Annotated in this window: 9 protein-coding genes and 2 tRNA genes; 4 read left to right on the forward strand and 7 right to left on the reverse strand. The window is 66.6% G+C overall.

The genetic code is table 11. The features are described from left to right. Positions 1-103 precede the first annotated feature (103 nt). Positions 104-1,450 (reverse strand): NADP-specific glutamate dehydrogenase, encoded by a 1,347-nt coding sequence (gene gdhA, locus DSM100685_RS05385; RefSeq protein WP_152350334.1) that lies wholly within the window; start codon positions 1,448-1,450, stop codon positions 104-106. Between the two features lie 281 nt (positions 1,451-1,731). On the opposite strand from gdhA, the gene DSM100685_RS05390 reads away from it, so the two are divergent. Both DSM100685_RS05390 and DSM100685_RS05395 read left to right on the forward strand, forming a co-directional pair. Further along, a complete protein-coding gene (locus DSM100685_RS05390; RefSeq protein WP_152350335.1) occupies positions 1,732-2,736 on the forward strand; it encodes an AEC family transporter in 1,005 nt (334 codons plus the stop codon). A 1-nt stretch (position 2,737) separates the two neighbouring features. Beyond that, entirely contained in the window at positions 2,738-3,046 is a 309-nt protein-coding gene (locus DSM100685_RS05395; RefSeq protein WP_152350336.1) for an acylphosphatase, read from the forward strand. A gap of 65 nt (positions 3,047-3,111) precedes the next feature. On the opposite strand, the gene DSM100685_RS05400 is transcribed toward DSM100685_RS05395, so the two are convergent. The 3 genes from DSM100685_RS05400 to DSM100685_RS10960 all read right to left on the reverse strand — a co-directional run bounded on the left by DSM100685_RS05400 (position 3,112) and on the right by DSM100685_RS10960 (position 9,802). Then, positions 3,112-5,523, reverse strand: a complete 2,412-nt coding sequence (locus tag DSM100685_RS05400) for a PASTA domain-containing protein (RefSeq protein ID WP_152350337.1) — start codon at positions 5,521-5,523, stop codon at positions 3,112-3,114. Positions 5,524-5,557: 34 nt separating this feature from the next. Further along, complete coding sequence (locus DSM100685_RS05405; protein WP_152350338.1) at positions 5,558-6,955, reverse strand: DUF6574 domain-containing protein; 1,398 nt, start codon at positions 6,953-6,955, stop codon at positions 5,558-5,560. Between the two features lie 267 nt (positions 6,956-7,222). After that, positions 7,223-9,802: a PASTA domain-containing protein gene (locus DSM100685_RS10960; RefSeq protein ID WP_239512661.1), complete on the reverse strand. Its 2,580-nt coding sequence runs from the start codon at positions 9,800-9,802 to the stop codon at positions 7,223-7,225. Between the two features lie 281 nt (positions 9,803-10,083). On the opposite strand from DSM100685_RS10960, the gene DSM100685_RS05425 reads away from it, so the two are divergent. Further along, positions 10,084-11,265, forward strand: a complete 1,182-nt coding sequence (locus DSM100685_RS05425; protein WP_152350339.1) for a glycerate kinase — start codon at positions 10,084-10,086, stop codon at positions 11,263-11,265. A gap of 61 nt (positions 11,266-11,326) precedes the next feature. On the opposite strand, the gene DSM100685_RS05430 is transcribed toward DSM100685_RS05425, so the two are convergent. Continuing rightward, positions 11,327-11,399 (reverse strand) — tRNA-Ala (locus DSM100685_RS05430). Positions 11,400-11,459: 60 nt separating this feature from the next. Then, a tRNA-Ile gene (locus tag DSM100685_RS05435) sits at positions 11,460-11,533 on the reverse strand. A 159-nt stretch (positions 11,534-11,692) separates the two neighbouring features. Between DSM100685_RS05435 and DSM100685_RS05440 the strand changes: the two genes are divergently transcribed. Then, positions 11,693-12,325: a M48 family metallopeptidase gene (locus tag DSM100685_RS05440; RefSeq protein ID WP_152350340.1), complete on the forward strand. Its 633-nt coding sequence runs from the start codon at positions 11,693-11,695 to the stop codon at positions 12,323-12,325. A 104-nt stretch (positions 12,326-12,429) separates the two neighbouring features. On the opposite strand, the gene DSM100685_RS05445 is transcribed toward DSM100685_RS05440, so the two are convergent. After that, positions 12,430-12,909 (reverse strand): Dps family protein, encoded by a 480-nt coding sequence (locus DSM100685_RS05445; protein WP_152350341.1) that lies wholly within the window; start codon positions 12,907-12,909, stop codon positions 12,430-12,432. Positions 12,910-12,926 lie beyond the last annotated feature (17 nt).

Genomic DNA, 12,926 nt, shown 5'->3' on the forward strand with positions numbered 1-12,926 from the left:
CTGTTCCGGAGAGAGCCCAGATTGGACCGAATGACGCATTATGCCCTATGCAGTGCCTATGCAGTGGCCGATGCAGTGCGACGAGGGGTCACAGGGCGAGGGGTCACAGCACGCCCTGGGCGACCATCGCGTCGGCCACCTTGACGAAGCCGGCAATGTTCGCGCCCGCCATGAGGTCGCCCTCCTCGCCGTACTCCTTGGCGGCGGCCAGCGAGTTGGCGACGATCGACTCCATGATCGACTTGAGCTTGGCGTCGGTCTCCTCGAACGTCCAGCTCAGGCGGTAGCTGTTCTGGCTCATCTCAAGGCCGGACACGGCCACGCCGCCGGCGTTCGCGGCCTTCGCCGGGCCGTAGAGCAGGCCGTTCTTCTGGTAGACCTCGATGGCCTCCGGCGTGGACGGCATGTTCGCGCCCTCGCACACCACCGTGCAGCCGTTCTTCACCAGCGCCTCGGCGGATTCACCGTCGATCTCGTTCTGCGTGGCGCACGGCAGCGCGATGTCGCACGGCACGGTCCACACGCCCTTGCAGCCCTCGTGGTACTCGGCGCCCGGCACACGCTCGGCGTACTCCTTGATGCGGCCGCGGTGGCCCAGCTTGATGTCCTTGACCACGTCGAGCTGGATGCCGTTCGGGTCGTACACGTAGCCGTTGGAGTCGGAGACGGTCACGACCTTCGCGCCCAGTGCCTGCGCCTTCTCAGTGGCGAAGATCGCCACGTTGCCGGAGCCGGAGACGACGACGGTCTTGCCCTCGAAGGAGTCGTTGCGCAGCACGCGCAGGGCCTCGGCGGTGTAGTAGCACAGGCCGTAGCCGGTCGCCTCGGTGCGGGCGAGCGAGCCGCCGAACTCAAGGCCCTTGCCGGTGAGCACGCCGGAGTACTCGTCGCGGATGCGCTTGTACTGGCCGAACAGGTAGCCGATCTCGCGGGCGCCCACGTTGATGTCGCCGGCCGGCACGTCCGTGAACTGGCCGATGTGACGGCACAGCTCGGTCATGAACGCCTGGCAGAAGCGCATGACCTCGGCGTCGGACTTGCCCTTCGGGTCGAAGTCGGAGCCGCCCTTGCCGCCGCCCATCGGCAGCGTGGTCAGGCTGTTCTTGAGGATCTGCTCGAAGCCGAGGAACTTGATCACGCCCTCGTTCACGGTCGGATGGAAGCGCAGACCGCCCTTGTACGGGCCGATCGCCGAGTTGAACTGCACGCGGTAGCCGCGGTTGACCTGCACCTTGCCGGAGTCGTCCACCCAGGCCACGCGGAACTTGATCACGCGTTCCGGCTCCACGAGGCGCTCCAGCACGCCGTTCGCCTCGTACTCCGGGTGCTTCTCCACCACGGGCTGGAGGCTTTCGAGCACCTCGCGCACCGCCTGCAGGAATTCGGGCTGATCGCCGTCGCGCTTCTCGACCTGCGCGTAGACCTTCTTGACGTACTCGTCAGTGAGCATGTGATTCTCCCTTGATTGGGTCAATGAGACGCCTTCATTGTAAGCAGAAGCCGTCATGCCCCGGAAGAGGTTCGGCCCGGACGTCCCACATAGTAAGCGGGCGTGCCAATGAGGGGCCGGGCTAACAGATAGTCCGCTGTGAACAAGTTGGCGGGCCTGTGGACAACCCGGATTCCGCGCCTCGTCCACCGCCCGAACCCGCCAAACCGTGGATGACCCGCCTCGCCGGGCCAGAGCTGTGGATAAGCTCGGGAACCGATTGATGAAGGCGTGGAGGCGATATGGAGAAGATCATCGAGCCGGTGGTGTTTCTGTGCATCATTCTGGCCGGATACCTGTTCAAACGCATCGGATGGTTCAAGCCGAACGACTACCGCGTGCTGCAGAAGATCGTCTTCAACCTGCTGCTGCCGGCCGCGGTCGTGGTCTCCTTCATGGACAACCCGCACGACATGAACCTGCTGTGGGTGACGCTCTTCGGCTTCTGCTGCTCGGTCATCCCCATTCTGGTGATCTACTTCGTCACGCGCAGGGCTCCGCTGGGCGACCGCGCGTTCGAGATGCTCAACGGCTCCGGCTTCAACATCGGCTGCTTCGCCATGCCGGTCGTGCAGGCGCTCATGGGACCGACCGCCGCCGTGGCCGTGGTGATGTTCGACATCGGCAATTCGGTGATGATGTCCGCCGGCATGAACGCCGTGACCACGCAGCTGCTGCACATCGACGACACGCATCCGCTGAGCCCCGAGGAGCAGGCCCGCCCGATCGGCCCGCGCGCCCCGCGCAAGATCCTCGACAAGGACGCCCGCCGACTGCAGCGCCGCGCCAACTTCCGCCGCATCGCCCGCAACTTCTACTCCTCCGCCGCGTTCATGACGTACATGATCATGCTTCTCGTGCTGCTGAGCGGCTTTGTGATGCCCCAGTGGATCGGCACCGCGCTGCGCCCGCTGTCCAACGCCAACGCGTTCTGCTCCATGATGATGGTCGGCATGCTCATGGATCTGCCGCAGGGCCGCGACGACGTGCGCCGCCTGTTCACCGTGTTCGGCTGGCGCACCCTGTTCGCCGCGGTGTTCGCTGTGGCCGCGTGGTTCATCCTGCCGGTCGACCCGGCGGTCCGCAAGGCCGTGATCTTCGCCTGCCTCGCGCCGGTGGGCGTCTTCTCCACGCTGTTCACCGACCGAGTGCTCGGCAACGCGCGTCTGGCCGGCCTGTGTCTGGCGTTCCTCGCGATCGTAAGCCTGATTGCCATGACCGCGGTCAACATCCTGCTGGTGGTGTGACATGGCGGCCGAGACGCGCGGTGCGAATGCGGTGCAGGCACGCCGGCACATGACGGTCACGGGCCGCGTGCAGGGCGTCGGCTACCGGTACACGGTGGTCATGGCCGCCCGTCGGCTCGGCGTGAGCGGCTGGGTGCGCAACTGCCGCGACGGGTCCGTGGAGTGCGAGGCGCAGGGCACGGACCGGCAATTGGATGATCTGGAGGCCCGCATGCGCGTCGGGTCGCAGTGGAGCCGCGTGGCGGACATCGCCGTGCAGGACGTGCCGCCGCTGGCCGGCCCGCAGCCGCCGTTCGCCGTGCGGGGATGACCGCGTGATGACCGCGTGGGGATGACCGCGCGCGGCGAATGGCGGCAGGCCGTCGGGAGACGCGATCAGGACCAGTTGGACAGGAACGTGCCGTCGCCGTCCTCGTTGATGAGGATCGGGTCGGGCCATGAATCGCCCTTCACCGGTCCATAGATCGAGGCCTTCACGTCACCGTTCTTGGACTTCATGGACGAGAACGGCGTGTTCGCCGGGTACCAGTGCCATGTGCCGCAGGTGTAGATGCCGGCGGACGTGCTGGGATCGCTGCTGTCGCCGGAGGCCATTTCGATCTTGAGCGCCGTCGCGTCGCATTGCAGGTCGTAGCCGCCGGCGTCGTTCTTGGCGATTGACAGGAATGTGCCGCGGAACGGCGAGCGGTGCCATTCCGATTGCGGCGTGGACTGGATGTTTTTGTCCTCGTCGACGGAATCGTAATAGCCGGTGAACGTGCCGTCCGCATTGACCGTCAGCTCGGTCTGGCTCATGCCGCTGCTGGGAAAGACGTACGATCCGGTGACGTTCTTCATCATCGACTGATCGAGCGTCGCGCTGGCGGACGCGGACGAGCTTGCCGAAGCGGATGCGGACGCCGACGGCGAGGGCGATGTGCTCACGGTCGCGTCGGGCAGCGAATCCCAGTCGAGGTCGCTGTTCTCCACGAGGTAGTAGACGTTGTCGTCGGTGGGCGCGGGCTTCATCTTGACGTGGCTGTCGTCGCCGTAGCCGCTGTAGGGCAGGAACGGGTTGGTGGCGTTCATGCCGTCGGCCGAGGCGGAGGTGCTGCTGTACTGCGACTTGTCGCGGGCCAAGATGAACGGACGCGTGGTGTCCACGGCGGGCTTGCCCTGCGCGTCCTTGAGCGCGGCGTCGTCGAAGTAGCCGTCGGACTTGAGCTGGTCGAGGTCGGCGCCCACCGGGAAGACCACGTAGAAGTCGTCCATCTCGTAGGTGGAGCCGCTGGACTGCGGGAAGCTGTTCCAGTCGGTTATGGTCTGGAGCTTGCCGTTGACGCACACCTGACCGATCACGTCGCCGGCCGGCTTGCCGCCGCACATGGTGGACGTGAGGTCGCGCTGCGGGAACAGCTCAAGCGCTCCGGTGCCCCCGTTGACGAGATACTGGGCCTTGTCGCTGCTGCAGTACGGCTGCTGGGCCGCGTCGCAGGTCACCATCATGGTGCCGGATTCGCCGTAGTAGTTGTCGTCCTTGAACGGGCTCGTGCTGCCCTCGGTCTGGTACAGGGACGGCGCGTAGGCCTGGGAATTCGGGGTTTGGGACTTGAAGGTCAGGCAGTCGCCGGCCTTGGTGCAGTAGCGGCCGGCCAGATTGAACGGCGAGCCCCAAGTGCCCGTATAGCCGTAGCCGTCGTCGACGTTGCTGAGCGCCTTCTTGACGCTGTCCGCATCCATGCCGCGGTACAGCGTGATGCTCTTGGATCCTGAGGCGCTTTCGCCCGGGGCCGGATAGGAGCCCGCGACCTTGCCGACGTTGTCCTTGGCGGAGAGGCGGTTCACCACGGTGACGCTGAAGCCCTGCTTGGTCAGCGCCTGCCTCGTTTCGTCAACGTCCTTGCCGATGATGTCGAACGGCACGCCGTCGCCCTTGGTGGCCACGCCGACGAAGATGCCGTCGGACTGCTGGTCCTCGGGCAGCGCCTGACCGTCGGCCGGGGACGTGACGACCACGTCGCCCTCCGCGTACTGGCTGTCGTCGGAGACGACGACCTCCTTCGCGGTGACGGGCACGCCCATGTCCTTGAGGGACTCCACGGCGTCCGAGGCGCTCTTGCCCACCGTGCCCTGCGGGACGCCGGGGCCGGCGGATTCCTGCACGGTGACGGTCTGGTCCTTCTGCACGCGGTCGCCGGGCTTGAGGTTGTCGTAGCCGACGAACGCGCCCTTGGGCTTGCCGGAGAAGATCTGCTGCTTCTCGACCTTGACGCCCTTGGACTTGAGCTGGTCGGCGACCACGTCGGCGGTGAGCTGCTGGCCGGCCTGCACGGTGAAACTGGACTCCTGCGGGAGCAGGGTGCCGCCCCACAGGCCCTGACGCCAAGTGAGGTAGGCGCCCAGACCGCACGCGGTGGCCAGCACGGCCAGCGTGACGGTGATCGCCACGGGCTTGACCCAGCCACGGCGGGGCTTGGCGGCGGCAGTCGTGCCCGATTGCGCCGGTTCGCCGGCCGGTGGCGTGGATGGGGTCTGCATCGATTGCGGTGCCACGGCGGGTTCCGGTGTGATGGCCGGAACAGCCGGAGCCGCCGGGGCCGCGGGAACGTCGGGCTGCGCGGCTTCCGCAGTGGTGGTCGATTCGGTGGTCGATTCGGCGGAAACCGGAGTCTCCGACGTTGCGGCTGCCGGCGCTTCGGCGGTTTGCGCGGGCGCGGATTCGGGTTCCGGTGCGCTCATCGGGGCGCCGCAGTTCACGCAGAACTTGTCGTCGGCGTCGTTGTTGGCGCCGCAATGGATGCAGAACATGGTTGTGCCTTTCGTGAGTCGGCAGTCGGCTAAACTACAGGCGCATCAGATCGGTGAGCGCGGATCCGGCGATGCTGCCGGCGATGATGAACGCGACGAACAGGATCACCACGCACACCACGATGGAGGCGAACCACAGCCAGAAGCGGTCGACGCTGCGGTGCTGCTCGCTCTCCACGATGATCGCGCTCGGCATGAGCAGCACGGTGAGCAGGTAGGCGAAGTAGAAGATGACGAGCGCCACCACGGTGCCGCCGACGAGCGAGAGCAGGATGAGCACCACGTACAGCGCGCAGAACGGCACGAGGCGCTGGGCGTACATGTCGTGAATCTGCAGGAAGGACGCGGGATCGCCGAAGATCTTGCGGCCCACGAACGACATGAGCACGCCCGCGTAGGTGATGACGAGGAACGCGATCCACGCCTTGAACCACACCGACGCCGAGGGCGCGGAGGCCGAATACGTGGGCGCGACGTTGCTGCCGAGAATCTCGTTGAGGCTGCTGGAGTAGCCGTTGACGAAGCCGGACGCCGCGCTGACGGCCTTCGCGGCCCACGTGTAGATGAGCAGTCCGGTGGCGAGGCTGGTGACCACGGTCACCACGAACGACCACCACGGTTTGGTGTTGAAGTCCTTGGACGGCGACTTGAACGAGTCGAGCAGCCACTGGCCGAACGCCTTGGCCTCCTCGGCGGTGTGGTCGGGGGCGGCCGGTGCGGCGGGAGCGGCGTTGGGGGCGCCGGGCGCCGGGGCATAGCCGGGCTGCGGGTAGCCGTTCTGGATCGGCTGACCGGGCTGTACGGGCTGACCGGGCTGGGGTGCGGCGTAGCCGTTCGGCTGGGCGTAGCCGGGCTGCTGCGGTGCGGGCTGGGCATATGTGGGCTGCGGTTGCGGCTGAGCCGGCTGCTGATATCCGAACTGCTGGGGTGCCGATTGGACGGGCTGCGGCTGAGGAGCGGGCTGCTGCGGCGCCGGCTGCGGCTGCGCGGGCGCCACATAAGCCGGCACGGTCGCAGCCTCCGGAGCGGCCGGTGCATCCGGCGTGGTTGCGGTGGTGACCATTGTGGGCTCGACGGTGGGCTCGGTGGCGGGCTGCTGGAAGTCAAACGATTGCGGAACCGTCGGGTTGACGGGCTCTTCCGTTGCGGTCGGCGCCGCATCGGAGGTGGGCTGCTGGAAGTCGAAATGCTGCGGTGCGGCCGGCGTCTCCGGTGCGGCGGGCTCAGCGGGCGCGGCAGGCTCGGCGTTTTGCGCGATCGGCACGGTCTCGTCGGATTCCGGGGCGGTCGTCGCCGGAGCGATGGGTTCAGCGGACACCGCCGGCATGGCGGTGGTCGGCGCGTCCGCAATGGACGGCACGGGCGCGATGGCCACGGTCGGTGCATCCTCGACGGGCTGTGCAGGCGTCGGCAGCACGGTGGTCTGCTGCACGTCAGGCGTGACGTCGGCGGGCGCGGGCTGAGCCTCTGCCGCGACCGGTGCAACGGGTGCCGCCGGCGCGGCCGCCTCGAACGGATGACCGCAGAAACGGCAGAAACGTGCTTCTTCGGGGTTGTTGCCCCCGCATGCGGAACAGGCCTTCATGGTGTTCTCTCTTCCCCCACGAACAATCGTGGTTATAACGACATTTTCATCTTAGGTTGTGCAATGTTGCCGGTACAGGGTCCGCGCAATATTCGCCGCATTTCAGTGGAACAGTCACTTGACCAGATACAGCACGTTCGAGTCCACGGGCGGCACGTTCATGTGGTAGCCCATGATCTTGAGGAACGGCTTCGAGGAATCCGGCTTGGCCTTGCCCTGCACCTGGGGATCCTCGTAGGACGATCCGCCCAGCGTCTCGTACTTACTGCTGCTCACGCCGGCCGGGATGTACACCGCGTCGAACGGTTTGGTGATCTCGGCCTCCGAGTAGGAGCCGCTGCCCTGATAACAGGCCTTGTACCCCTTATTGCCGCCGCATCGGTAGTCGCTGTCCGGACCGCGCAGCTCGATGCCCACGTCCGGGTCGGGCGCGAACCACGTGTCGCCCTGCGCGCCGGTGGAGACGTGCAGTTTGGCGGACGTCGGATCGTCCGGGCTCATGTACGCGTAGCCCGTGGAGCCGGACGATGTGATCTTGCCGGTCTTGTCGAGCGTGAGGCAGATCGTGCCGTCCTTCATGCAGTACTTGCCCGCGATGGCGGAGAAGTCGCCGCCCTGCGCGGCCTTGCGGATGTCCGCGAGCGACGTGGGCGTGGCCGAGGCGGATGCGGACGGCGATGCGCTGGCGTCCGGCGACGGCACGGACACGTCCGCATCCGGAAGATCGTCCCAATCAGGCTGCACGTCCTCCACGAGGTAGTAGGCGTTCGCGTCGGTCGGCGCCGGCTTGAACTTCACGTCGTTGGTGTCCGTGCTGGACGGCACGAACGGGTTGTCCGTGGCGTTGTCCTTCGTCACCGGAACGCTCGTGGAATCGTACAGCGACGGATCGCGGTACAGGATGAACGGACGGTCGTTGTCCGCGGCCTTCTCGCCCTTGGCCTTGGCGAGCGCGTCGGCGTCGAAGTAGCCGCTGGACTCGATCGAATCTAGATCCGCGCCGGCCGCGACGTACAGGAAGAAGTCGTGCATCTCGTACGTGGCGCCGTCGAACGGGCCGGCGCCCATGCCGTTGGCGGAATACGAGGCCGTGCCGTTGGAGCAGCTCTGGAACCATGCGGAGATGGTCGTGGAGCCGCATTGTGCGCCCTCGCCGCCCTTGCCGAAGTCGAACGCACCCCAATCGTGCGCGGCCAGCCGGTTCTCGGCGCCGTACGTCACGTCGAAGCCGTAGGAGCCGTCGTCGTCGATGGTGCAGCGGCCGATGTCGCCGCCGTTCGTGGCGAAGCACTGGCTGGTCGCATCGTCTTCGGACGGCGAGGATGCGGCTTCGGTGCCCCACGTCTGGTAGAGCGCGGTGCCGCCGAGCCCCTGATCGCCGCCGTCGGTGGCGAACGTCATGCAGTCCTTGGACGGGTCGCTGACGGTGGCCTTGCAGTACGTGCCGGCGATGGCGTCCGAGTAGTACAGCGTTTCGTAGCCGCCGATCTGCGAGACGATGAGGTCGTTGAGGTCGTCCGCGCCCACGCCCTCATACAGGGTGATCGACTGGCCGTGGCTCAGTTCGGAGCCCGGCTTCGGGCTCGCGTCCACGACCTTGCCCTCGTACTTCGAGGAGGCGAGCTTCTTGTCGACGGTGACCGTATAGCCCTGCGACTCCAGATCGCTCTGCACGCTGTCCGCGTCCTGCCCGATCACATCCCAGCCGAGCCCGTCGCCCTTGGTGGCCACGCCGATGGAGATGCCCTTGTCCTTCTGGCTGTCCTCCACGGGCTGACCGGCCTGCGGGGAGGTGACGACGACGCTGCCCTCGGGCGCCTGCGACTGGTCGGACATGACGACCTGCTTGTACTCCACGGGCACGCCCATGTCGCTCATCTCGGCGGCGATGTCCGTGGCCTGCTTGCCGATCACGTCGTCCGGGACGCCGGGGCCGGCGGATTCCTGCACGGTGACGGTCTGGTCCTTCTGCACGCGGTCGCCGGGCTGCATGCCCTCGTAGCCCACGAAGCCGCCCTTGGGCTTGCCGGAGAAGATCTGCTGCTTCTCGACCTTGACGCCCTTGGACTTGAGCTGGTCGGCGACCACGTCGGCGGTGAGCTGCTGGCCGGCCTGCACGGTGAAACTGGACTCCTGCGGCAGGATCGCGCCGCCCCACAGGCCCTGACGCCACGTGAGATAGGCCGTGGCGCCGATCGCCGCGATGAGCAGCAGCACGACCGTCATCACGATGGCGACGATCTTCCCGCCCTTGCCGCCCTTCTTCTTGGGCTTGGGCTTGGGCGTGGGCTGGGACGCGGCCTGCGCGGGAGCGTTGGTGGTGGTCGGAATCGCCGGGGCGGCGGGTTGCACCGGCGTTGACTGCACCGGCGGCATGGCCTGCGTCGTGGCGATCGGCTGACCGTTCTGGACTGGCCGTACGGGCGGCATGGCCTGCGTGGGCTGCTCCTCCGCGGCGGGTGTTTGCTGCGGCAGAATTTGCGTCTGGTCTGCGGCCGGCTGAGGCTGTGGCGGCAGAACCTGCGTCTCCTGAGCGGGCTGATCGGTCTGCGGACCCGGAGCCTGTGCGGTGGCCTGCGACGCATCTGCCGGAGTCTGCGGAACCGTCGGGCTCAGCTCCTCGAACGGATGCCCGCAACTCGTGCAGAACTTGGATCCCTCGTCGTTTTTCGCGCCGCACTGCGTACAGAACATGGCGTCTTCCTTCCCTCGGAACGCTCTCTCCCCATTCTATGTGACAAACAAATGAACCAATTAGGCGCGGCGTTGGCGTAATTCCGCCATTTCGCATGGAAATATGCAGCTTCCCTTGTCAACATTGGTACCAGTACAATTGGAGCGCAAAGACGCAGGGAAGGCAGGGGATCTCTTGACCTCGCAATCGATAATGTACGTTATACCGGTCATTCGCCGGTCGGCGACCATTTCCGCCGCTGTGATCCTCGGCGGCGCGCGCATAGGCGCCTGAGGTGGCCATGAAGTTCGTCATCGCACCCGATTCGTTCAAGAACTGCATGACCGCGCGGGAGGCCGCCGAGGCGATCCGCGCCGGACTCGCACGCGTATTCCCCGACGCCGACTACGTCATGGTCCCCATGGCCGACGGCGGCGAGGGCACGGTCCAGTCGCTCGTGGACGCCACCGGAGGCACGCTGCGCTACGCCGACGTGCTCGATCCGCTGCAGCGGCCCACCCGGGCGTCGTACGGCATGTTGGGCGGTTCCGGGGCCGACGGCTCCGTGGCCGACGGTTCCGGGGAGTCCCAGACCGCCGTGATCGAGATGGCGGCGGCCAGCGGCATCCACTTCGTCGACGAGCACACCAAGAACCCGCTGGTCACCACCACCTACGGCATCGGCGAGCTCATCCGCCATGCGTTGGACGACGGCGCGCGCACGATCATTCTGGGCGTGGGAGGGTCGGCCACGAACGACGGCGGTGCGGGCATGGCCGAGGCGCTGGGCGCGCGGTTCCTGGACGCCGGCGGCAACCCGATCCCCCGCGGCGGCGGCTTCCTCGACCGTCTCGCCACGATCGACGTGTCCGGCCTGGATCCGCGTCTCTCCGAAACGCGGCTGCTCATCGCGTCCGACGTGACCAACCCGCTGGTCGGGCCCACGGGCGCCTCCGCGGTGTTCGGGCCGCAGAAGGGCGCCACCCCGGAGATGGTCCGCCAGCTCGACGCGAACCTGAGCCACTACGCGGCCGTGATCAAGGCCCAACTCGGCATTGACGTGGCCCATACGCCGGGCGCGGGCGGCGCGGGCGGACTCGGCGCGGGACTGCTCGCGTTCACCAACTCAACCATGCGCTCCGGCGTGAAGATCGTAGCCGAAACGGTACGGCTGGCCGAGCGCGCGGTCGGTGCCGACTACTGCTTCACCGGCGAGGGCGGCATCGACTTCCAGACCCAGTACGGCAAGACGCCCATGGGCGTGGCCGAGGCTGTGCACGCCGGCAATCCGGACATCCGCGTGGTCGCGTTCGCAGGGTATGTGGGCGACGGCATCGAGGTGCTGCACGATCTGGGCATCGACGCGGTGTTCGGCATCGTGCCGGGCGCCATGGCCCTCGACCGCGCGCTGGCCGACGGTCCCGCGAATCTGGCACGCACGGCCGAAAACGTGGGCCGGTTGATCCGCGTCGCGCTGCGGTAGCAACACTGCGGATGCTATGCAAAAACCCTTGGAGCCAAACGGTTCCAAGGGTTTTTCCGGGTGGAGCATACCGGGTTCGAACCGGTGACCCTCTGCTTGCAAAGCAGATGCGCTACCAGCTGCGCCAATGCCCCGTGCAGTATTGATTTTACAGAAAAAAAGAGCGGCCACACTGAGCCGCTGAGATTTTTCCGTGGGCCCGGGAGGACTTGAACCTCCGACCTCATCCTTATCAGGGATGCGCTCTAACCACCTGAGCTACGGGCCCGATCCATGCACTCTTCAAAAGCGCACAATCGTTTAGTTTACCAAGAAGGAACTATCTGTCAAATATACGGTAACCATCGGCGTGTCCCGCGGAATATGGCCGATTGTGGCGGTCGGTGGGCTGTCGGTCGGGGACACTCGGGACACGACGAAAGACACAATGAGGGACGTGAGCAGCAAGCAATCAGCGGAGACGACGCTCAGCATGGCCGGCATAGCGGTGCGTCTGACGCGCAAACCGATCAAGAACCTGTACGTGCGCGTCAAGCCGCCGGACGGACGGGTGGAGATCTCCGCGCCCATGCGCATGAGCATGCGGCGGATCGAGGCGTTCGTGGAGGAGCGGCGCGAGTGGATCCTCGCCCATCAGCGCAATGTGATCGCCGCGCGGGAGCGGACGCTGGTCGGCGGCACCGGCGATGAGTCGGCTGGCGCCGGCGATGCGGCTACGACGTGGACCGACGAGCGCGCAAAGGAGGCCGCCCGCGCGATCAACGCCGCATTGCCCGGCCTGCTGGCACACTGGGGACCGATCATCGGGCGCACGCCCACGCACGTCACCCTGCGCGTGATGCGTTCGCGGTGGGGCTCCTGCACGCCCGCGACGGGCCGCATCCGGCTGAACCTGCAATTGGGGCTCATGGAGCCGCGGTTCTTGGAATATGTGCTCGTGCACGAAATGACGCATCTGTGGGCCGGCGGGCACGGCGAGAAGTTCCAGAGGTTGATGAGCTCGTACCTGCCGAATTGGCGGGAGCTGCGCCGCGAACTCAACCGGCGGGTGGTGCTGTAGGCGCGGTGCCGTGAGGGTCTTGGGGCACGCGTGCAAACGAAACGGCCGCACACACTCAGCGTTGCGGAGCGTATGCGGCCGGAACGGATGCGCAATCCGACGGATCAGGCGACGTGCGAGCGCAGGAACCACTGGAACTTCTCGAGCTCCTGCACGTGGTCCTGCACGATGTTCGAGGAGACGAGATCCAGCTCATCCAGCTCGGCGATGGCCTTGCGGTCGTCGGCGATGAACGCGTCGTAGTACTCGATCAGTGCGTTGATGTAGTCGGTGGTGGACTGGCGGCCGGCGAGGTCGAAGTCCTTCCACGTGCGGTTGCGCACGATCGCCTCCGGGCGGCCGTCCAGGGTGCCGCCCAGCGTGGCGATGCGCTCGGCGGTCTCGTCGGCCTGCGCGAGCACCACCTCGACCTGCGGGTCGAGCATCTCGTGCACGGCGATGAAGTTCGGGCCGGTCACGTTCCAGTGCGCGTGCTTGAGCACGAGCGCGGCCTCCTGCTCCTGGCTCAGGCGGTTCTGCAGAATGGCGACGGCCTTCTCGCTGGCCGCTTCGTCGAGACCGGGTACGGTGAATGCAAGCGTCATGGCAACGCTCCTTCCTG

This window comes from Bifidobacterium avesanii (genome assembly GCF_009299475.1).
GTDB classification, from domain to species: Bacteria; Actinomycetota; Actinomycetes; order Actinomycetales; family Bifidobacteriaceae; genus Bifidobacterium; species Bifidobacterium avesanii.

Coding starts and splice junctions, on each gene's coding strand:
- gdhA (WP_152350334.1), bottom strand. CDS start 1,450: ATGCTCACTGACGAGTACGTCAAGAAGGTCTACGCGCAGGTCGAGAAG.
- DSM100685_RS05390 (WP_152350335.1), top strand. CDS start 1,732: ATGGAGAAGATCATCGAGCCGGTGGTGTTTCTGTGCATCATTCTGGCC.
- DSM100685_RS05395 (WP_152350336.1), top strand. CDS start 2,738: ATGGCGGCCGAGACGCGCGGTGCGAATGCGGTGCAGGCACGCCGGCAC.
- DSM100685_RS05400 (WP_152350337.1), bottom strand. CDS start 5,523: ATGTTCTGCATCCATTGCGGCGCCAACAACGACGCCGACGACAAGTTC.
- DSM100685_RS10960 (WP_239512661.1), bottom strand. CDS start 9,802: ATGTTCTGTACGCAGTGCGGCGCGAAAAACGACGAGGGATCCAAGTTC.
- DSM100685_RS05425 (WP_152350339.1), top strand. CDS start 10,084: ATGAAGTTCGTCATCGCACCCGATTCGTTCAAGAACTGCATGACCGCG.
- DSM100685_RS05440 (WP_152350340.1), top strand. CDS start 11,693: ATGAGGGACGTGAGCAGCAAGCAATCAGCGGAGACGACGCTCAGCATG.
- DSM100685_RS05445 (WP_152350341.1), bottom strand. CDS start 12,909: ATGACGCTTGCATTCACCGTACCCGGTCTCGACGAAGCGGCCAGCGAG.